General features: G+C 72.0%; 10 protein-coding genes, 2 tRNA genes and 1 pseudogene. 3 read left to right on the forward strand and 10 right to left on the reverse strand.

Features of this window, described 5'->3' with window-relative positions; translation table 11 throughout:
- Positions 1-313 precede the first annotated feature (313 nt).
- The 7 genes and pseudogenes from Q3W71_RS09355 to Q3W71_RS09385 all read right to left on the reverse strand — a co-directional run bounded on the left by Q3W71_RS09355 (position 314) and on the right by Q3W71_RS09385 (position 7,787).
- Entirely contained in the window at positions 314-1,132 is an 819-nt protein-coding gene (locus Q3W71_RS09355; protein WP_302918927.1) for a HEAT repeat domain-containing protein, read from the reverse strand.
- Between the two features lie 201 nt (positions 1,133-1,333).
- Positions 1,334-1,410 (reverse strand) — tRNA-Ile (locus Q3W71_RS09360).
- Between the two features lie 63 nt (positions 1,411-1,473).
- A complete protein-coding gene (locus tag Q3W71_RS09365; RefSeq protein ID WP_302918928.1) occupies positions 1,474-3,162 on the reverse strand; it encodes a pitrilysin family protein in 1,689 nt (562 codons plus the stop codon).
- Positions 3,159-4,112, reverse strand: coding sequence for a hypothetical protein (locus Q3W71_RS09370; RefSeq protein ID WP_302918929.1), 954 nt, complete (start codon positions 4,110-4,112; stop codon positions 3,159-3,161). The genes Q3W71_RS09365 and Q3W71_RS09370 overlap by 4 nt, the downstream gene beginning before the upstream one ends.
- 46 nt (positions 4,113-4,158) lie before the next feature.
- A pseudogene (locus Q3W71_RS09375) lies at positions 4,159-5,395 on the reverse strand (FAD-dependent oxidoreductase).
- Positions 5,385-7,499: an MMPL family transporter gene (locus tag Q3W71_RS09380; RefSeq protein ID WP_302918930.1), complete on the reverse strand. Its 2,115-nt coding sequence runs from the start codon at positions 7,497-7,499 to the stop codon at positions 5,385-5,387. Before Q3W71_RS09380 ends, Q3W71_RS09375 begins: the two are co-directional and overlap by 11 nt.
- A 212-nt stretch (positions 7,500-7,711) precedes the next feature.
- Positions 7,712-7,787, reverse strand: a tRNA-Asn gene (locus Q3W71_RS09385).
- 281 nt (positions 7,788-8,068) lie between these two features.
- Between Q3W71_RS09385 and Q3W71_RS09390 the strand changes: the two genes are divergently transcribed.
- The 3 genes from Q3W71_RS09390 to Q3W71_RS09400 all read left to right on the forward strand — a co-directional run bounded on the left by Q3W71_RS09390 (position 8,069) and on the right by Q3W71_RS09400 (position 13,290).
- Positions 8,069-8,482, forward strand: a complete 414-nt coding sequence (locus tag Q3W71_RS09390; RefSeq protein ID WP_302918931.1) for a hypothetical protein — start codon at positions 8,069-8,071, stop codon at positions 8,480-8,482.
- Positions 8,483-8,762: 280 nt separating this feature from the next.
- The gene (locus Q3W71_RS09395) at positions 8,763-12,092 is read left to right on the forward strand and encodes a ThuA domain-containing protein (RefSeq protein ID WP_302918932.1); all 3,330 of its coding nucleotides are present in this window, start codon (positions 8,763-8,765) and stop codon (positions 12,090-12,092) included.
- A gap of 124 nt (positions 12,093-12,216) precedes the next feature.
- On the forward strand, positions 12,217-13,290 hold the full coding sequence (locus tag Q3W71_RS09400; protein ID WP_233258146.1) for a sugar phosphate isomerase/epimerase: 1,074 nt from the start codon (positions 12,217-12,219) through the stop codon (positions 13,288-13,290).
- Positions 13,291-13,411: 121 nt separating this feature from the next.
- Here Q3W71_RS09400 and Q3W71_RS09405 read toward each other — a convergent pair whose 3' ends face one another.
- From Q3W71_RS09405 to Q3W71_RS09415, 3 genes are all read right to left on the reverse strand, one after another.
- On the reverse strand, positions 13,412-14,419 hold the full coding sequence (locus Q3W71_RS09405) for a sugar phosphate isomerase/epimerase (RefSeq protein ID WP_302918933.1): 1,008 nt from the start codon (positions 14,417-14,419) through the stop codon (positions 13,412-13,414).
- A gap of 507 nt (positions 14,420-14,926) precedes the next feature.
- Positions 14,927-17,035, reverse strand: coding sequence for a ThuA domain-containing protein (locus tag Q3W71_RS09410; RefSeq protein WP_302918934.1), 2,109 nt, complete (start codon positions 17,033-17,035; stop codon positions 14,927-14,929).
- A gap of 76 nt (positions 17,036-17,111) precedes the next feature.
- A complete protein-coding gene (locus Q3W71_RS09415) occupies positions 17,112-19,982 on the reverse strand; it encodes a PQQ-dependent sugar dehydrogenase (protein WP_302918935.1) in 2,871 nt (956 codons plus the stop codon).
- Positions 19,983-20,335: the final 353 nt, after the last annotated feature.

The raw sequence follows: 20,335 nt of genomic DNA on the forward strand, positions 1-20,335 counted from the left end.
CGGAAGCTGGTAGCCCTCGTGGTGCCCGGCGAGGTGAGCCGCGGGCGGCATCTCGGAGGAGGGTCAGGGTTCGCGGCGGAGCCCCGAGGTCTTCAAAGATCCTGCGTCTGTCAGCGTGGCCGGCCGGCCGGCCCGGCCGATGCCGGCGGAGGTCGCCAGCAGGCCGGGGCCGGGCCGGCGCGGCCCGCTTGCGGGCCGCCTTGATCAAATAGAGCGGAATTCGGCAACACGTGGACCGCGCGGCGTGGACCGCGCGGTGTTTTCCGTCCCGGCAGATGCTTGAGATCGGAATCCCAGTACCTGCTTGACGAGATCACGTGGTCTGTTCTCCAGCGCGTGCTTTTCGTTGGTGTTTGCGGACGTTTCGCAGCGTCTTCAGCGCCTTCTTGGCAGCGGTACTTACGTGCCCGCCGGTTCGCACCGTGGCGTGGTCCTCGACGGCGAGGCGCGTCAGCAGCTTCTCGGCTCTTTCGTCGCCGGTGGCGCCGAGCGCTCGTGCTGCCCAGAACCGCACTTCGGGATCGTCGTGTGAGGTCGCCTGGATCAGACGGTCGAAAGTTTTGATTGCAGGGTGCGCCAGCGCGGCCGACAGGTAGCCGGCACGTACGGGCCGGCGGGGCGACTCCAGCGCAGCCCACAAGTGCTCGATCGCCTCGTCGTCACCGATGTCGGCCAGGGCGTAGGCGGCAGCTGCTCTGACGTGCTCGGCTGGGTCGTCGAGCACCTGCGCGAGAGGCGTGATCGCGGTGGGGTCACGGATCTCTCCCAGAGCTTCACAGGCGCTCTCGCGGGCGAGAGCATCCGGGTGGCGAAGTAGGTCGATCAACAGCGGGGCGGCCGTCTGAAGGCGCAGGATGCCGCAGCCGGTCGCCGCCCACCTCTGGCATCCGTACTCCTCGTCGGCAAGCGCAGCAAGGAGCGCTTCGGCCAGCGACTCATCACCGAACAACGCAAGGAGATTCAACGCGCGGGAGTAGATCTCGGGGTCGAAGTTGGGGTACCCGGTCACGATCTCCCTGAGGACCTGCTTCGCGGCCACGTCCCCTTTCTCGGCTCCAGCCACGAGCGCACGCAGTGCCTCCAGCCGAACCTCACGGTCAGGGTCAGTCAGCTCACGGAATTGGTCACGCACAGGAGACAACCTAGATCCGGCAGTCAGCCCGTGTCATGAAGCCCTCGCAGCGCTTAGAGGACGACTTGGACCAGGTGGCGGATCGCCTCGACCGGGCGGCGGCTCGCGCTGCTGCGGACTCAGTGCGGACTGAGGGCGTAGGTCCGGACCTTCACGCGATCCGCCCGGGTCGTCGTCAGCATGGCTGGGCAGGAAAACGGCTGGTGGGGCGGGCGGGACTCGAACCCGCGACCGAGGGATTATGAGTCCCCTGCTCTAACCGGCTGAGCTACCGCCCCGGCACCGCGCCGGATCCTATCCCGGCCGGTCGATCACCGGCTAGCACGAACCGGCACCCTCGCTCATCGGCGTCGCCGGCGCAGCAGCACGATGGGCAACGCGAGGATAACAGTGAGCAGCCAACCCACCACGACGACGCCCCACAGCCAGCCCTCGCCCTCGGCCGTCTCGGTGATGAACATGCCGAGGGTGAGCAGGGCGTTCAGCCCGCCGACCGCCAGCGCGGCCAGGCCGCTGAGCACCATCAGCGGGATCTCCCACCAGGACCGCTGGACCGGCTCCCGGCGGGGCGCCGGCTCGGCCGCGCGGGGCTGCGGGATGCGCTCCGGGTCGCGCGCCGGCATGACCACCTGCCGGTCCGCCGGCACCTGCGAGTCGATCACCCGGATCGCGCCGGGGTGCAGCTCGAACATGGTGGGTTCGATCCGCATCGAGATGGCGTCCGCGCCGATCAGCTGCCGCGCGCCGTCCGGCCAGGCGAGCAGCACCGCGCAGTCGGCGTAGGTGACGGTGAGCGGGCCGCCCGGCCCGACGTAGCTGACCCCGTCGACGCCGACGCGCAGTTCGCCGTCGCCCTCCCGCTCCCGGTACGCGGTGCCGTCGACGATCCGCTCCGAGCAGGTGGGCGCCTCGACGAAGCCGGCCCAGTCGGCGGTGTTGCCCTCCGGCACCATCAGCAGCGCCGACCCGGCCACCTCCCGGGCCACCGCGTGCAGGTCGGCGACGGTGACCGCCTTCAGCTCGGCCCGGTGCTCGTCGATGGTGAGGTTGCGCTCCCCGGTGAGCACGTTGCAGGCGTACGCCGGCAGCCGGGCGGCGTCCACCTCGGCGGTGCCGAGCAGGTCCTCGCGCTTGGCCACGCAGGAGTCCAGGTCGCTCTGCTCGATCCGGCCGACCCGGAGCTTGGCCAGCGTGTCGATGAAGCCGCCGAGCACCGCGTCCTGCTTCTCCGGCAGCGCGTCGGCGAGCGCGCGCAGGCAGGCGTACCCGTCGCCGCGCGGGTCGTAGCCGGCGGTGGTGGTGTAGGAGAGGCCGCCCTCCTGCCGCAGCGACCGGAACAGCTCGCGCTCCAGCACGTCGGCGAAGAGGCTCGCGGCGGTCGAGCGCCGCACCACCGCGTCGAGGACCACCGCCCGCGAGCCGCTGACGAAGTACGCCGGGGTACGCGGCAGCGCCGACGACGCGGCCGGCACCGGCTGGCGTACGCCGGCGGGCAGCGCCAGCCGCAGCCCGGCGGGCACCCGGTCGCCGGCGATCCAGAGCACCGCGTTCTCCCGGGTGAACCAGCGGGCCGCCCACTGCCGCAGGTCGTCGCCGGTGAGCCCGCTCAGCCCCCACTCGGGGTAGCTGCTCAGGCCGAAGTCCCGGGCGCCGTGCCGCCACAGCGGCACCGCCTCCACCGGCGAGCCGCCGCGGTTGCTCCACTCGGTGCGCAGGATCTCCTTCTCCACCTCCAGCCGGCCGGTCGGCAGCTCGGTCAGGTTGGCGCAGACGGCGGTGAGGAAGGTGGCGATGTCCTGCTCGGACCCCTGCATGTGGAAGGTGGTGAAGACCGGCGAGGTGGCCCCGTTGAAGTGGTAGTCAGCCATCCCGAGGGGCGCCAGCGCGAGGTGTTCCAGCAGGTGGGTGATGCCGCTGCGGGCCAGCGTCTCGTCGGCGGTGCCGACCCGGAAGGTCAGTCCGGCGCGCATCGGCCCGCCGGTCGGGGCGAGCAGGGTGGGCACCCCGTCCACGTCCAGGTGCTGGATCATGCCAGGCCGCCCTTCGCGTACGCCTTGTCGCGGAACCGCTGGAACTGCTTCGTCTCGTCGCCGTCGATGTAGCCGAACATCGCCTCGTGGCCGAGCGGGCCCAGGGCCTGGAACTGCTGCGCGGCCGCGGGCCACTCCTCCATCAGGCAGAACGCCATGGCGAAGGTGCTGCGCACCCAGACCCAACCCCAGCCGTTGCGGAACTCGGGGTGCCAGATCGACCGCTGCGCCGCCTCGTGGATCTCCCGGCTGACGTGCGGGCTGCGCAGGTGGGCGCCGGCCTTGCCGAGGGTGTCCTGGTCGAGCGCCTGCTCCAGGTGCGCCTCGACGACCAGCACCGCGTTCGGCGCGCCGGGCGGGGCCGCCGCCGCGCACTCCCGGGCGAAGCCGTGCGCCCGCTCCCAGGTGCCGCTCCACTTCGGGCAGAACTGTTGCAGCAGCGACGCCTGCGCCGGCAGGTGGTGCGGGTGGTGCTTGGCGAGCTGGTCGTAGCGGCGGCGCGCCTCGGCCTGGCCGAGTTGCAGGCCCCGGGCGTTGGTGATGCGCTGCGTCCAGGCCGCCGCGTCGTCCGGGTGGCGGGCGGTGACCTCGATCAGCACCTGCTCGGCGCGGCGCAGGTGGTCGAAGAACTGGGCGAACTGGTCACGGCTGACGTACTGGGCGCGGCGGGCCGAGCGGATCCGCCAGCCGGCCCGGATGAGGTACGCGCCGAGCAGCGTCCCGGCCAGCGGATCCGCCGGCTGCTCGGCCAGCACGCCGCCAAGGAACTCCTCGATGTCGGCGGTCTCGCCGACCTCGCCGACCAGGACCGTGCGGCCGTGCGGGTCCGGCTCGGCCAGCTGTGCGCGCAGGGCCGGCCAGTCACGCGCGGCGAGCGCCGCGCGCACCGCGCTGACCTGGGGGTACGCCGCCGCGGCGTCGAAGTTGGGCGGCGGAAGGGGGGCAGGCATGGCGAGGATGATAAGTGATCAACAACTCGCCGGGTGCCCCGCTTTCTCAGCCGGACCGCAGCCGCTCCAGCACCGCCCCGGCGGCCCGCCAGCCGCTGGTCAGCGCCCCCTGGATGGACGGGCTGTCCCGGTGGTCCCCGGCCACGAACAGGCCGTCGCCGAGCGCCACCGGCTTGCGCAGCCGCCCCTGCGGCGGTGGCGCGGCGGGCAGCGCGGCCGGGATCGACACGGTGGTCAGGTGCGTCCAGTCGGCGGTGGACCGTCCGTAGAGCCGGGCCAGTTCGAGCCGTACGGCCGGCTCGGGCGGGGCCGTTGGGCCGACCACCGAGGTGGCCACCAGGTGCCGCCCGGCCGGCGCGTACGCGGGCGCGGCCCGGCTGACCACCACCGTGTTGGCGACCAGTTCCCGCCGGTCGCCGTCGACCAGCAGGATCGGCTCGGCCAGCGGCGGCTCGGCGGTGCTGTGGTAGTAGGTCGTGTAGCTGTGCATGCGTACCGGTGGCAGGGCCGGCAGCAGGGTGGCCGCCGCCAGCGGGTCGACGGCGACCACGACGGCGCGGCAGCCGATGTCGCCGGCCTGGGTGCGGACCCGGCCGGGCGCGACCTGCGAGACCGGGGTGTCCAGGTCGATCAGGTCGGCCGGCAGCGGGTCGGCGATCGCCCGGGGCAGCGCGGCCATCCCCTCGGCGGGCAGGCCGATCCGCCCGCGGGCGAACGAGCGCAGCACCATCGCGAACACCCGGCTGGAGGTCTCCAGCTCCCGTTCCACGAAGACGCCGGAGAGGAACGGCCGGAGCAGCTCCTCGATGATCGCGTCGGAGAGCCCGGCCCGGCGCAGCGGCCTCGGTGGTGGTCTCCGGCGCGGCGAGCAGCCGCCCGGGCGGCAGCGTGGCGCAGCCGGCGGCGAGCGCGGCGAACCGCAGCCGGTCGAGCGGCGAGCCGATGCCGGCCAGCGCGGTGCGCGGCCCGCCGGTCGGCTCGCGCAGCGGGTTGACCAGCCGGTGCAGCGAGTCGCCCTTGCGCACCAGCACGCCGGGGGTGAAGTGGCCCAGGCCCAGCCGGTCGACGTCGAGCAGCGTGCCGAGCCGCGGGTAGGCGGTGTTGAGCACCTGGAAGCCCCGGTCGAGCAGGTAGCCGTCGACGGCGTCGGTGGCGACCCGGCCGCCGAGCCGGCCGCCGGCCTCGAGCAGCCGCCAGGGCACGCCGGCCCGGTGCAGCCGCCGGGCCGCGGCGAGGCCGGCCAGGCCACCGCCGACGATCACCACATCGGTCTCAGCCAGCACGACGCGCCTCCCGTTCACCGTTGGCCCGGGCCAGCCGGCCCGGCCACCACACCCGCGGCCCGATGTCGTACGCCAGCGCCGGCACCAGCAGCGAGCGGACCACGATGGTGTCGATGAGCACGCCCACGGCGACCGCCACGCCCAGCTCGACCAGGACCACCAGCGGCAGGACGGCCAGCGCCGAGAAGGTCGCGGCCAGCACGATTCCGGCCGACGTGATGACGCCGCCGGTGACCGCCAGGCCGGCCAGCACCCCGGCCCGGGTGCCCCGCCGGACGGACTCCTCCCGCACCCGGCTCATCAGGAAGATGTTGTAGTCGATGCCGAGGGCGACCAGGAAGACGAACGCGAACAGCGGGAACGACGCGTCCACGCCGGGGAAGTCGAGGACGTGCCGGAAGATCAGCGCGCAGAGCCCGAGCGTGGCGGCGAACGAGAGCAGCACCGTGGCGATCAGCAGGATCGGGGCGAGCAGCGCGCGGAGCAGCACGGCCAGGATGATCGCGATGACCACCAGCACCACCGGGATGATGACGTTCTGGTCCCGGGTGGCGGCGTCCGCGGTGTCCACGTTGATCGCGGTGAAGCCGCCGACCGCGGCGTCCGCGCCGGGCACCCGGTGCACCGCGGCGCGCAGGTCGCGGATGGTCCGCTCGGCGCCGTCGCTGTCCGGCGGGTCGGCCAGCGTCGCCTCCAGTTGCACGGTGCCGTCCACCACCCTGGGTGGCGCCGCGGGGTCGGGCGGGCCGGTCGGGTCCCCGGTGACCGGGCGGACGACGGCCACCCCGGGCACCGCGCGGGCCACCTCGGCGACCTGCCGGGCGGCCCGCTGGTCGACCAGGATGGTGGCCGGGCTGCCGGTGCCGGCCGGGTAGTGCCGGGCGATCACCTCCTGGCCGGCGACCGAGTCGGTGCGCTGGGTGAACAGGTCGGACTGGCCGAGCGTGGTGGCGCCGAGCTGGGTCAGGCCGAGCGCCAGGGTGGCCAGTAGCACGCTGGTGACCAGCCAGACCGGCCGGGCCCGGCGGGCCACGAAACCGGCGATCCGGCGCCAGCTGCCGTGCTCGGCCTGCGGTTCCGCCTCGTCCGCCCGGGGCCGGCGCGGCCAGAACGCCCACCGCCCGCCGAGCACCAGCAGGGCGGGCAGGAAGGTGAGCATCACCAGCAGGGTGGCGGCGATGCCGATGGCGGCGACCGGGCCGAGCGCGCGGTTGGAGTTGAGGCTGGACAGCAGCAGGCAGAGCAGACTGAGGATGACCGTGCCACCGGAGGCGACGATCGCCGGGGCGGCGCCCTTCCAGGCGGTCCGCATCGCCTCCCGGGGGCGGGCGTGCCGATGCAGTTCCTCGCGGTAGCGGGCCACCAGCAGCAGCGCGTAGTCGGTGCCGGCGCCGAAGACCAGCACGGTGAGGATGCCCTGCGCCTGCCCGTTGAGGGTGATGACATCGGCGTCGGCGAGCAGGTGGACGAGGGCGGCGGCCAGCGCGAAGGACGTCCCGGCGGCGAGCAGCGGGAAGATCCAGAGGATCGGGCTGCGGTAGACGACCAGCAGGATGACCAGCACCACGCAGAGGGTGACCAGCAGCAGCGTGCCGTCGATGGCGGAGAAGACCTCGATCAGGTCGGCGAGCAGGCCGGCCGGCCCCGCCACGTCGACGGTCAACCCGTCCCGGTCGCCGCCGGCGATGTCCCGCAGCCGTTCCACCGTCGTACCGATCCGCTCCCCCTCGGCGTCGTCGATCGGCACCACCACCTGCAACGCCTGCCCGTCCTGGCTGGGGATCGGCGGGGGCAGCGGGCCGACCACCCCGGGCACCCCGGCGAAGCGGGTGGCGTCGGCCGCCACCCGCTGCCGGTCGGCGTCGGTGATGCCGCTGGTGCGTTCGTAGACCACCAGGGCCGGCGTGGTCTGCCGGTCGACGAACCGCCCGGACAGCTCCTGGGCCCGGGTCGCCTCGGCGTCGGCGGGCAGGAACGCGGCGCTGTCGTTGGTGGCGACCTCGCCCAGCCGGCCGGCGAAGGGCCCGGTCACCGCGCCGACGACCAGCCAGGCGAGCACGACCGCCACCGCGACCAGGGTGACCCTGCCGCCTCGTCCGGACATCACACCCACCCAACACCCGATGCACCGATCGACGCAGCCGGGGTCTGGTCGACATCGACCATCCTGCCGGGCGAACGGCGCCGGGGTGGGCGAAACGGAAGAGGCTCGCCTTTCCGGCGGCGGACGGGCCGCACCGGACGGGGGTGCGTGTCGGACGCCGTCGCCGGGAACGACGAACGCCCGCCGGCGGGGCCGACGGGCGTCGAGTGGAGTGGCTCCCCCGTTTGGACTCGAACCAAAAACCTGCCGGTTAACAGCCGGCTGCTCTGCCAATTGAGCTACGGGGGACCGTGTTGCCCGGTTTCCGGATCTCTCCTTCGCCGTGCGACGGGACAAGAGTACAGGACTCCCGGGGGTGTTGGTCGAGGGGGTTACCCACCGATCCGGGCCGGTCGCGACCCGGACCGACCATGAATAATACGGACAATTCGTCATCGCGGCACAAGGAGGTATGAGCGGAGAGCAGGATGGGTAGTTAGCTGCGGACAGAGAACGCAGGCGCGAGGTGGTCGCTCCCGCCGGGGTGAGCCCGACGGGACGACGGCGCGTCAGGTACGGAAGGAGCCGCCATGCGCGGAAAGATCATGTTTCTTGGCGGGCTGGCTGCGGGATTCGTCCTGGGCGCCCGTGCCGGCCGGGAGAAGTACGAGGAGCTGGTGATCCGGGGCCGCAAGGTGCTCGACCACCCCACCGTGCAGGAGGCGGCGGGTGTCGCGCAGGCCCAGGCGACCCGGCTCTACAGCGAGGGCAAGGACAAGCTCGGCCAGTCGAAGCTGGGCGAGAAGCTCGGCGGCAACGGCAGCAAGCAGGAGCTGACCGCCGCCGACGACGCGTTCGCCGGCACGCCGGCCACCGTCGGCGCCAAGACCGGCTCGTCGAGCTCCAGCTCGACCGGCTCGGCGGGCTCGACCTCCGGGTCGACGTCGGCCGGCAGCGCGACTCGCAAGCCGTCCAGCTCGGGCACCAGCGGCAGCACCCTCTGAGCTCATCCGCGAGCGGGCCGGACACCTGGTGGTGACCGGCCCGCTGTCGTGTCCGGGGACGGCCCCGCCCCAGGTCGGCGGGGCCGTCCGCCACTTTCGCCTGTTTGGAGCAAAAGTTCGACCCGACCATCGAAAACTTCTGCCTCCAGCCTCTTCTCTTTAGTCTCGCTCGCAAATATCGTCCTGCGTAGAACCTGGCCAGGCTCTTTGGTACTCCCCCGCGACCTCCTCAGCGACGTCCCGGCGCTGGGGCGGACCCGCCCGACCAGAGCGAGGTTCGATGCGCAGACCGATCGGCCGAAGGGCCACCACCTTCCTCAGCCTGCTCACCCTCGTCGGCGCGACACTCGTCGCGACGGCCCAGCAGCAGCCCGCGCCGGCGCTCGCCGCACCGGCACCGACCAGCAACGGCATCGAGTACAAGGTCCTCGTCTTCACCCGGTCAGCCGGCGGCGGCCACGCCGCCACCGCCGCCGGGGTGGACGCGATCCGCCAGCTCGGCAACGACCGGCGCTTCACCGTCGAGGTGACCGACGACGCCCGCAAGTTCGACGAGCCGCACCTCAAGCAGTTCCGCGCGGTGGTGTTCCTGAACACCGCCGGCGACGTCCTCACCGACGACCAGCGGGCCGCCTTCGAGCGGTACTACCGGGCCGGCGGCGGCTTCGTCGGCGTGCACTCCGCGATCGAGGCCGAGCCCGGATGGTCCTTTTTGGACGACGTGCTCGGCACCCGGGCGGTGGGCGCCGCGTCGGCGCCGGCCGCGGCCACCGTCACCGTCGCCGACCGGGTGCACCCGGCCTCGGCCCCGCTGCCGGAGCGCTGGACCCACCCGGACCGCTGGTACAACTTCGCCGCCAACGTCCGGGGCGTCTCGCACGTCCTGGCCACGGTGGACGAGAAGACGTACGCCGGCGGGACGATGGGCTTCGACCACCCGGTCACCTGGTGCAAGGACTACCAGGGCGGCCGCTCCTTCTACACCGGGCTCGGCGCGACGCCGGAGAGCTTCGGCAGCACCGACCTGCGGGCGCACCTCGGCGGCGCGATCCAGTGGGCGGCCGGGGTGACCGACGGCGACTGCGGCGCCACCGTGCTGGCCAACTACCAGATGGAGGTCATCGGGGCGCAGCCCAACGTCAACGAGCCGATCGGCTTCGACGTGCTGCCCGACGGCCGGGTCATCCAGACCGACCGCCGCGGCGGCGTACGCCTGCACGACCCGGCGAGCAACGAGACCACCGTGCTGGCCCAGATCCCGGTCTACACCCACAGCGAGGACGGGATGTACGGCCCGGCGATCGACCGCGAGTTCGCCACCAACCGCTGGGTCTACCTCTTCTACGCGCCGCCGCTGGACACCCCCGCCGGTGGGGCGCCGACCACCAGCACCGACCCGAGCGCGTGGGACCGGTGGAAGGGCTACTTCCAGCTGTCCCGGTTCAAGTTCGTCGACGGGGACACGCCCTCGCTGGACCTGGCCACCGAGCAGAAGATCCTCCAGGTGCCGGTGGACCGGGGCGCCTGCTGCCACGTGGCCGGCGACATCGCCTTCGACTCGAAGAACAACCTGTGGCTGGTCACCGGCGACGACACCCCGGCCGGCGGTGGCGGCTCCGGCGGCTTCTCGCCGCACAACGACTCGGTGAGCGCCACCGGCGTCTACCAGGCGCCCTTCGTGGACGCCCGGCGCAGCTCGGCGAACACCAACGACCTGCGCGGCAAGATCCTGCGCATCTCGGTGCAGCCGGACGGCAGCTACACGGTGCCGGCGGGCAACCTCTTCCCGGAGGCGCGGGACCCGGGTGACAAGACCCGGCCGGAGATCTACGCGATGGGCTTCCGGAACCCGTTCCGGATCACCCTCGACCGCAACGACGTCGCCTACGTCACCGACTACTCCCCCGACTCCTCGACCGCCGCGGTGGGCCGGGGGCCGGCCGGCACCGGCCGGATGATGGTGGTCGACAAGCCGGCCAACTACGGCTGGCCGATGTGCGTGCAGCCGAACCTGCCGTACATCGAGATGAACTGGACCACCAGCCCGATCTCCCCGGTCGCGCCGTTCGACTGCGCGGCCCCGAAGAACACCTCCCGGCACAACACCGGGCTGACCGACCTGCCGGCGGTCGAGAAGTCGGAGCTGTGGTACTCCTTCCAGGCTCCGACCCCCTGCCCGGAGTCCTACCTGTCCACCCCGACGCAGACCTGCCCGGTGCTCTTCCCCGAGCTGGGCACCGGCGGCGTCGGACCGCACGGCGCGGCGCGCTACGACTACGACCCGGAGCTGAGGTCGGAGAGGAAGTTCCCCGCGTACTTCGACGGGTCGATCTTCTTCGGCGAGTTCACCCGGGACACCCTCAAGGAGATCCGGCTTGACGGCCAGGGCGACATCCTGAAGATCAACAACGTGCTGGACTGCGGCCCCGGCCCGAGCACGCCGGCCCGGCCGTTCCTCTGCGACAACCCGATGGACATGAAGTGGGGCCCGGACGGCAACTTCTACCTGCTGACGTACGGCGACGGGTTCTTCAACGTCAACCCGGACGCGGCGATGCTGAAGTTCAGCTACGTCAAGGGCCTGCGGGCGCCGAACGCGGTGCTGGGCGCGACGCCCACCAACGGGCACGCGCCGCTGACCGTCGCCTTCTCCAGCGACGGATCGAAGGACCCGGACCCGGCGGACTCCATCTCGTTCGCCTGGGACTTCGACGGCAACGGCACGACCGACTCGGTCGACCCGAACCCGACGCACACCTACACCGCCAACGGCGTCTACACCGCGCGGCTCACGGTGACCGACTCCAGCGGCAAGAGCGCGTCGGCGAACACCACGATCACTGTCGGCAACACCGCGCCCACGGTGACCGTCGACACCCCGCTGGAGGGCGGCTTCTTCAGCTGGGGTGACGGGATCCCCTGGTCCGTGACGGTCACCGACCCGGAGGACGGTCCGATCGACTGCGGCAAGGTCGAGGTGACCTTCGTGCTCGGCCACGACGAGCACGGCCACGGCGAGGCCAACCAGTTCGGCTGCTCGGGCGTGCTGCCCACGATCGCCGACGACGCCTCCCACGGCGGCTACATCTACGGCGTGGTCAGCGCCTCCTACACCGACAAGGGCGCCAACGGGCAACCCGCCCTGACCACGGTGGACCAGCAGATCATCCAGGACAAGCGGCAGCAGGTGGAGTTCGCCCGGGACCAGTCCGGCACCACCGTCGGCAACAGCGCCGACACCGGCGGCGGGCAGCAACGGGGCAGCCTCGACCCGGGTGACTGGATCGCGGTGAACAACACGGTGAACCTGCACAACATCCAGTCGGTCACCCTGCGCACCAGCGGCGGCAGCGCCGCGACCGCCGGGCAGCCCCGGTTCGGCGTCGAGTTCCGCCTCGACGCCCCCACCGGCCCGCTGCTGGGCACCGCCACGGTCAACGCGACCACCGGTAACAACGCCTTCACCAGCACCACCGTGCCGATCACCGACCCGGGCGGCACGCACCGGCTCTACCTCGTCTTCACCACCGTGCCCGGCGGCCCGGCCAGCGGCTTCGGCAACCTGAACTGGATCGAGTTCGCCGGCCAGGGCATCGGCGTCGCACCGTGACGCGGTGCCCGGGGGCCGCCGCCCGGCGGCCCCCGGGCGCCGCCGGATCCTCCCGTGCGCCGGGTCACCGCCGGTGACCCGGGCCGGGCCCACCCATCACCAGCACCGAGAAAGGCAGCAGGAGATGAACGACAGTCAGCACGGCATGAGCCGTCGCCGGATGCTCGGCGCCCTCGCCGGTGTCGCCGGCGCGGCCGCCGTCGGGGCCACCGGCTGGGCCTCCGCCGCCGGCGCCAACGGCAACGGCCTGCTCGTCCCGGCCGGCAAGCGCGGCATCATCCTCTACAGCGTCCGGGACCGGATCGGCGCCGCCCCGGACGCCAGCGGGGTGCCGTACGGCTTCGAGCGGGTGCTCGCCCGGCTCGCCGAGATCGGCTACAAGGAGGTGGAGTTCGCCGGCTACAACCAGCACACCTCCATCCTCGGCCGGCAGATCACGCCGCAGGAGATCCGCAAGATCCTGGACGACAACGGGCTGCGGGCCAACGGCTCGCACGCCTCGATCCCGGGCACCGTCACGCCGGACACCATCGCCGCGTTCGAGCGGACGCTGGACACCGCCGAGATCCTCGGCATGCAGCACATCGGCACCGGCAGCGACCCGACCGGCAGCAACTACAAGGCCGACTGGGACGCCGCCGTCGACCGGTGGAACACCTTCGGCGAGATGGCCGCCGCCCGGGGGCTGAAGCTGTACACGCACAACCACGACGCGGCGTACAACTTCCTGCTGGACAGCGGGCCGCTGGACGCGCAGGGCCGGCCGACCCGGTCCTCCGGGGTGCGGAAGCTGGAGTACTTCATCGCGCGCACCAACCCGGAGTGGGTCTGGTTCGAGATGGACATCTACTGGGCGCACGTGGCCCAGCACCGGTTCCGCAGCTACACCGACCCGGACGGGGTGACCCAGACCAGCGTCTTCGACCCGCTGGCCGTGGTCGCCGCCCAGCCCATCCGGTTCCCGCTGTTCCACGCCAAGGACGGCGCGTTCAACCCGGCCAACAGCGCCGGGTACGACATGGTGCCGCTGGGTCAGGGCGACATCGACTACGGGCACTTCTTCGCCAACATGGGCGCCAAGGGCTACCACAACCCGATGTGGGAGCAGGACAACGCGCCGGGCGGCGCCGCCGACCCGGGTCGGTCGCTGCGCTACGCGGAGGTCAGCTTCCAGCACATGTCGGGTCTGCGGGGCTGACGGACCCGACACCGCAGGAGGGGCCGCGCCCGGGAAACCGGGCGCGGCCCCTCGCGCTACGCGCTCGGTCCTCGCTGCTGAACGCGGCGCGCTCAGTCCTCGCGGGCCGACCGCGACCCACTCAGTCCTTGCTGCTGAACGCGGCGTCGAAGGCCGCGGCCGGGGCGTCGAAGGCGAGCCGGCGGACGAACTGGAGCGCCTCCGGGGCGCCGACCAGGCGGTCCATGCCGGCGTCCTCCCACTCGATGGAGATCGGGCCGTCGTAGCCGATCGCGTTCAACGCCCGGAAGCAGTCCTCCCAGGGCACGTCGCCGTGGCCGGTGGAGACGAAGTCCCAGCCGCGGCGCAGGTCGGCCCAGGGCAGGTGCGAGGAGAGCCGGCCGCGCCGGCCGTCACCGGTGCGCACCTTGGCGTCCTTGCAGTCGACGTGGTAGATCCGGTCGGCGAAGTCGAAGATGAAGTTGACCGGGTCGAGTTCCTGCCAGACGAAGTGCGACGGGTCCCAGTTCAGCCCGAACGCGGGCCGGTGGCCGATCGCCTCCAGCGCGCGCTTCGTCGTCCAGTAGTCGTACGCGATCTCGCTGGGGTGCACCTCGTGGGCGAACCGCACCCCGACGGAGTCGAAGACGTCGAGGATCGGGTTCCACCGGTCGGCGAAGTCCTGGTAGCCGCGCTCGATCATCGACGGCGGCACCGGCGGGAACATCGCCAGGGTGTGCCAGATCGACGACCCGGTGAAGCCGACGACGGTCTTCACGCCGAGCTTCGCCGCCGCCCGCGCGGTGTCCTTGATCTCCTCGGCGGCCCGCTGGCGTACGCCCTCCGGCTCCCCGTCGCCCCAGATCCGGGCCGGCAGGATGTCCTGGTGCCGCTCGTCGATCGGGTGGTCGCAGACGGCCTGGCCGACCAGGTGGTTGGAGATCGCGTAGACCTTCAGGTTGTGCTTGGCGAGGGTCTCCCGCTTGCGGTCGACGTACGAGTCGTCGGCCAGCGCCTTGTCGACCTCGAAGTGGTCGCCCCAGCAGGCGATCTCCAGCCCGTCGTAGCCCCACTCGGAGGCGAGCCGGCAGACCTCGTCGAACGGAAGGTCGGCCCACTGGCCGGTGAAGAGCGTGATGGGTCGCGCCATTGTCCTTCTCCCCTGTCGTGATGGGGATTCCGTACCTGCGGACCGGGGCGAGGGTGACCGGTGGTGCCCGGCGAGCGCGGCGATGCCGACGGGTACGCGAAGCACCTGGACCCGCCGGGTTGCGCCTCCCGCCGGGTCGCCGGCCACCTCCACGATCGCCGCCCCCACTCTATGGCCGCCGCCACCGCCACGGAAGGCCCCACCGTGAGCGGCCGGCAGCGGGCGGAGGCGACGGGCAGCGGCTCGTGGTAGGCCGCGGACGGAGACGGCCGGGGGCCGGGGCCGGGGCCGGGGCCGGGGCCGGGGCGAGTTCCCTACGGTCCTTCGGGGCGGGGCGCACCTGATGCCGGCGTGTCGTGATCCGAGTGGGGAGATCCGGCCGGGCCTGATGACTCAGAGGCATATTCATACCTCTGAGTCATCAGGCTCCATGGGATGTGCGACGGGCGACGCCGCCGACGGCACGGCCACCGCGCCCCTCACGACAAGGTCAGGGCAGGGCAAGGGTCAGGGCAGGGTCCACTTCTGGTTCGCCGCGGCGGTGCAGGTCCACAGGTGCACGGCGGTGCCGTCGGCGGAGTTGTTGCCGGAGACGTCCAGGCACTTGCCCGACTGCGGGTTGCGCACCGTCCCGTCCGCCTGCGCCGACCAGTTCTGCGCGCCGGTGCCGTTGCAGGTCCACAACTGGATCTTCGTACCGTCCGCCGAACCGCCACCGGAGACGTCCAGGCACTTGCCCAACGCCCGGATCGTCGAGTTCGGCGTCACCGTCCACGTCTGCGCGGCGCTGCCGTTGCAGGTGTAGAGCTGGATCTGCGTACCGTCGGCGGTGCCGGAGTTGCGCACGTCCAGGCACTTGCCGGCCAGGCCCCGGATCGGCCCGGTGCCGGTGCCGCCGCCACTGCCTCGCACCAGGGTGAAGTCGTCCACGTCGAAGAGCCCCGAGCCCGAGCCGGTGAAGGTCAGGTAGAGGTTCTGGGTGCCGGACGGGACGCCGGCGAGGTTCGTGGTGACGTCGGCGAAGGTGGTCCAGCTGCCGGTGTTCGGCACCGCGACCGAGCCGAGCACGGTGCCGGTGGTCGAGCCGGTGCGGACCTGGATGGTGCCGCCCGGCCCGCCGGAGACGACCCGCGCCCTGAACGAGGTCACCCCGGTCAGGTCGAGACCGTTGTACGCCGCCCAGTCACCCGGGTCGATGTAGCCGAGCGTCTGACCGCCGTTCGCCCCGGCCTTGCTGAACGGGGTGACCCCGCTGGCCGAGCTGAACGCCTCCGCCTGGACGGTGCCGGTGGGCGGCGGGGTGGTGCCCAGTTCCTTGATCCGGATGTTGCGGAACGAGGCGTCGTCGCCGGTGCCGTGGTTCTGGATGCCGATGTGGCCGGCGAGCGAGCGGGCCGGGTCGGTGTTGGTGAAGTCGTTGATCTTCACCCCGTTCAGGAAGACCTGGAGCCGCTCACCCTCGACCAGCAGCTCGTAGGTGTTCCACTCCCCCGGCGGGTTCAGCGCCGCGTCCCGGGCGGCGATGTCGGCGGACTTGAAGGTGTAGACCGCGCCGGTGGTCCGGTCGACCGCGTCGGTGGCGTCGATCTGGATCTCGTAGCCGTTGTTCACCGCCGACCACGGGTCGCTCGACGGCGGGAAGCCGATGAAGACGCCGGAGTTGTCGTCTCCCGCGAGCCGCCAGTCCAGCTTGAGCGAGTAGTTGCTGAACTGCTTCGCGCTGTACCAGTACAGGCCCATCCCGCCGACCGAGGTGAGGGTGGCGTCGGCGTTGCTGAAGCTGCCCGGTCCGGCCTGGGACCAGCCGGTGGTGGAGCCGTTGTAGAGGGTGGTGTAGCCGGTCTCCGGCCGGCAGTCGGCCTTGGCCCGGCCGGCCGCGTAGCGGATGCCGCCGAGCAGGTGGGCGCGGAACGCCGGCTCGGCGTACGACGCCTGGGTGTGCCCACCGCCGGTGTAGAAGGCCCGGCCGCCGCTGTAGGTCTTGCACCACGAGTGCGGGTGGTCGGCACCCATCGAGCCGCCCGAGTACGACGACTCGTCGAGGGTGGCCAGCACCCGGGCCGTGGACCGGGCGTTGGTCTGGTAGTTGTACCACTCGTCGGTGCGGGTCCAGGTCTGCGGCAGGTGCGCGGTGGCCGCGTGCGCCCGGTTCTCCACCTTGACGTTGGCCTGCTGGATGTGCGGGTGCGAGGCGAAGTACGCCCCGACCAGGTTGCCGTAGAACGACCAGCCGTACTCGGTGTCGGCGGCGGCGTGCACCCCGACGTACCCGCCGCCGGAGCCGATGTACGACTCGAAGGCGCTCTGCTGACTGGCGTTGAGCACGTCGCCGGTGGTGTTGAGGAAGACCACCGCCTCGAACCGGGCGAGGTTGGCGGTGGTGAACTGGGCGGCGTCCTCGGTGGCGGTGACGGTGAAGTTGTTCGCCGCCCCGAGGTCACGGATGGCCTGGGTGCCGACCGTGATGGAGTCGTGCCGGAACCCGGCGGTCTTGGAGAAGACCAGCACGTCGTACGGGGCGTCGGCGGCGCTGGCCGGGGTGGCCGGGGTGGTGCAGGCGAGGGTGGCGAGGACGGCGGTGGCCGCGCCGAGGACGGGTCGGAGGAGTCTGCGCATGTCGCTCTCCCAATTCCGGTCAGGAGGGGCCACCAGTGCCGACGGTACGCCGTGACCGGCGGCCCCTCCGGTCAACTCAGGGCAGGGTCCACTTCTGGTTCGCCGCGGCGGTGCAGGTCCACAGGTGCACGGCGGTGCCGTCGGCGGAGTTGTTGCCGGAGACGTCCAGGCACTTGCCCGACTGCGGGTTGCGCACCGTCCCGTCCGCCTGCGCCGACCAGTTCTGCGCACCGGTGCCGTTGCAGGTCCACAACTGGATCTTCGTACCGTCCGCGGAACCACCACCGGAGACGTCCAGGCACTTGCCCAACGCCCGGATCGTCGAGTTCGGCGTCACCGTCCACGTCTGCGCGGCGCTGCCGTTGCAGGTGTAGAGCTGGATCTGCGTACCGTCGGCGGTGCCCGCGTTGCGCACGTCCAGGCACTTGCCGGCGAGCCCCCGGATCGGCCCGGTGCCGCCGCTGGCGGTGCCGGTGTTCAGGGTGAAGGCGTCCACGTCGTAGAGCGCCCCGGTGCCGGAGCCGGCGAAGGTCAGGTAGAGCGTGGTGGTGCCGGCCGGTGCGCCGGCCACCGTCCCGGTCACCGTGGTGAAGGCGTCCCAGGCCCCGGTCACCGGCACCGTCGCCGAACCGAGCACCGTGCCGGTGGCCGAGCCGGCCCGGATCTGCACAGTGCCGCCCGCGCCGGCCGAGGAGACCCGGGCGGTGAACGAGGTGACGTTGCCGAGCTGGTACGGCTGGAACGCGATCCAGTCGCCGTTGTGGATGTCACCGACGGTCTTGCCGCCCTCGGCGGTGGCCTTGTCGAAGGTGTTGATCCCCGACGAGGTCTTGAAGTGCTCGGCCTGCCGGTGCCGGGGCTGGAGGGTGTGCTGGGTGTGCGTGGTCAGCCCGCCGGCGTCGGTGTACTCGGCGTCGAAGATGGCGAAGATGTTCGCCGCCTCGTCGTGCTCCCCGTCGACCGGGATGGTGATCGCCCCGGAGCAGCCGTTCTGCGAGGTGATCTGGTGCCCGTGCTGGTCGTGGCCGAGCACGTAGGTCATCTTGACCTTGGTGCAGTCGATCGTGCCGTCCTCCGGGTCGGTGACGGTGATGCTGAACGGCACCGTGTCGCCGTAGGAGAAGAGCCGGCCGTTGCCGGGGTTGTTGATGGTCACCGTCGGCGCGGTGTTGCCGACGGTGATGACCACGCTGGCGCTGCCGGTGGCGCCCTGCGGGTCGCGCACGGTCAGCGTGGCCGTGTACGTCCCGTTGGCGGTGTACGTCTTCGTCGGGTTGGCCGCCGTGGAGCTGGTGCCGTCGCCGAAGTTCCAGGCGTACGTCAGCGCCCCGCCCTCCGGGTCGGACGAGCCGGCCGAGGAGAAGGTGACGGCCAGCGGGGCGGCGCCGGAGGTGCGGTTGGCGCTCGCCGCCGCGGTCGGCGCCCGGTTGCCGCCGCCGATGTGGTCGAACCGGTAGAGCGCGGAGTTGGCGTCGCCGTTGAAGTAGCCGGTGCCGTAGTCGAGCACGTAGTACGCCCCGTCCGGGCCGAAGGCCGAGTCCATCACCTGCTTGCCCGTCCACGGGAAGCTGTCGATGGTGCCGGGCGAGCCGTCGGCGTTGACGTGGATCGGCTTGATCCAGCCCCGGCCGAACTCGGTGGCGAAGAACTGCCCGTCGAAGGACTGCGGGAACTTGGTGGTCGAGGTCGACGCGGCGTCGTACCGGTAGACCGGCCCGCCCATCGGCGACTCGGAGCCGCCGCCGAACTCGGGCGGCGTGCCGGCGTCGCCGCCGTACCGGATCCAGGACGGCTTGGCCGCCGGCAGGGTGGGCAGCCCGGTGTTGCGGAACGAGTTGTTGGTCGGCCCACCGGCGCAGTTGAACTTCGGCCCGGTGGCGTTGGTGGCGAAGTTCCACTCGTTGTACGTCTCGCTACTGGTGTTCGTCCCGGTGCAGTACGGCCAGCCGTAGTTGCCCGGGCCGGTGACCCGGTTGAACTCGACCTGGCCGGCGGGGCCGCGGGTGGTGCTGGTGGAGCCGGCGTCCGGGCCGTAGTCGCCGACGTAGACGATGCCGGTGGCCCGGTCCACGCTCATCCGGAACGGGTTGCGGAAGCCCATCGCGTAGATCTCCGGCCGGGTCCGCGCGTCGGAGTCGACGAACATGTTGCCGGCCGGGATCGAGTACGTCCCGTTCGCGTTCACCTTGATCCGCAGGATCTTCCCGCGCAGGTCGTTGGTGTTGGCCGCGCTGCGCTGCGCGTCGTAGCCGGGGTTGCGGTTGGTGCGCTCGTCGATCGGCGCGTACCCGGCGGAGTCGAACGGGTTGGTGTCGTCGCCGGTGGACAGGTAGAGGTTGCCCGCGGCGTCGAAGTCGATGTCCCCGCCGACGTGGCAGCAGAGCCCCCGGTCGGCCGGCACGTCCAGCACGTCGACCCGGCTGGCCTGGTTGAGCGTGAAGTCGGCGTTGAGGGTGAACCGGGACAGCCGGTTCACACCCTGCCAGGCGGAGAAGTCGCTGCCGGTGGCCGGCGCGTCCCCGGCGGGGGTGGACAGCGGCGGCGCGTAGTAGAGGAAGACGTGCCGGTTGCTGGCGAAGTTCGGGTCGACCCCGACGCCCTGCAGGCCCTCCTCGTCGTGGGTGTAGACCGGGATCGTGCCGATCACCGTGGTGGTGCCGGCCGCGTCGGTGCGGCGCAGCGTGCCGTTGCGGGCGGTGTGCAGCACCGAGCGGTCGGGCAGCACGGCCAGCGACATCGGTTCGCCCATCTCGGCCACGCCGCGGGCGAGTTCGACCTGCTGGAAGTCGGTGGCGGTGATCGGGTGGGCCTGGGCCGGCGCGGGGCCGCCGAGCGCGGCCGGGCCGGCGCCGAGGGAGACCGTGCCGGCCGCGGCGACCAGGAGCAGTGCCGAGCCGGCGGAGAACCATCGTCGGGGTCGGTGGGTGGAACCGTCCGTGGTGGACATCGTTGAGCTGTCCCTTCCTGACGAGTGACTGCCAGGGCGGGCGCGCGCCGTCGCGCCGGATGCCGTAGCGGGGGGATGCGGCGGCCCGCCGGGGTGCCGCCCCGGCCGGCCGTGACCACCGGTCGGTGGAGCCACGTCTCGGAGGTCACCAGTCGATGGGTTACCGCGCCGCCGGTTCACCTCGACGAAACAGTGTCGTGTTGGGCACGACATTAAGTTGCCGACGTCGATGTGTCCATACCTTCTGCGGATCCAGAATGGACTTTTGTCGATCTGGGCGAAAGTCGGCGTCTCGGGCCCTGCGCTCGCCGGGGTGGCCGGCCGCGGAACCCGGCCCGAGCCGTCGCCGCCGC

This window comes from Micromonospora sp. C28SCA-DRY-2 (assembly GCF_030519475.1).
In the GTDB taxonomy this organism is placed as follows: domain Bacteria; phylum Actinomycetota; class Actinomycetes; order Mycobacteriales; family Micromonosporaceae; genus Micromonospora.

Bases quoted from the DNA above. Each gene is read 5' to 3' on its own strand.
- Q3W71_RS09365 (WP_302918928.1), bottom strand. From the start codon at position 3,162: ATGATCCAGCACCTGGACGTGGACGGGGTGCCCACCCTGCTCGCCCCG.
- Q3W71_RS09370 (WP_302918929.1), bottom strand. From the start codon at position 4,112: ATGCCTGCCCCCCTTCCGCCGCCCAACTTCGACGCCGCGGCGGCGTAC.
- Q3W71_RS09380 (WP_302918930.1), bottom strand. From the start codon at position 7,499: ATGTCCGGACGAGGCGGCAGGGTCACCCTGGTCGCGGTGGCGGTCGTG.
- Q3W71_RS09390 (WP_302918931.1), top strand. From the start codon at position 8,069: ATGCGCGGAAAGATCATGTTTCTTGGCGGGCTGGCTGCGGGATTCGTC.
- Q3W71_RS09395 (WP_302918932.1), top strand. From the start codon at position 8,763: ATGCGCAGACCGATCGGCCGAAGGGCCACCACCTTCCTCAGCCTGCTC.
- Q3W71_RS09400 (WP_233258146.1), top strand. From the start codon at position 12,217: ATGAACGACAGTCAGCACGGCATGAGCCGTCGCCGGATGCTCGGCGCC.
- Q3W71_RS09405 (WP_302918933.1), bottom strand. From the start codon at position 14,419: ATGGCGCGACCCATCACGCTCTTCACCGGCCAGTGGGCCGACCTTCCG.
- Q3W71_RS09410 (WP_302918934.1), bottom strand. From the start codon at position 17,035: ATGCGCAGACTCCTCCGACCCGTCCTCGGCGCGGCCACCGCCGTCCTC.
- Q3W71_RS09415 (WP_302918935.1), bottom strand. From the start codon at position 19,982: ATGTCCACCACGGACGGTTCCACCCACCGACCCCGACGATGGTTCTCC.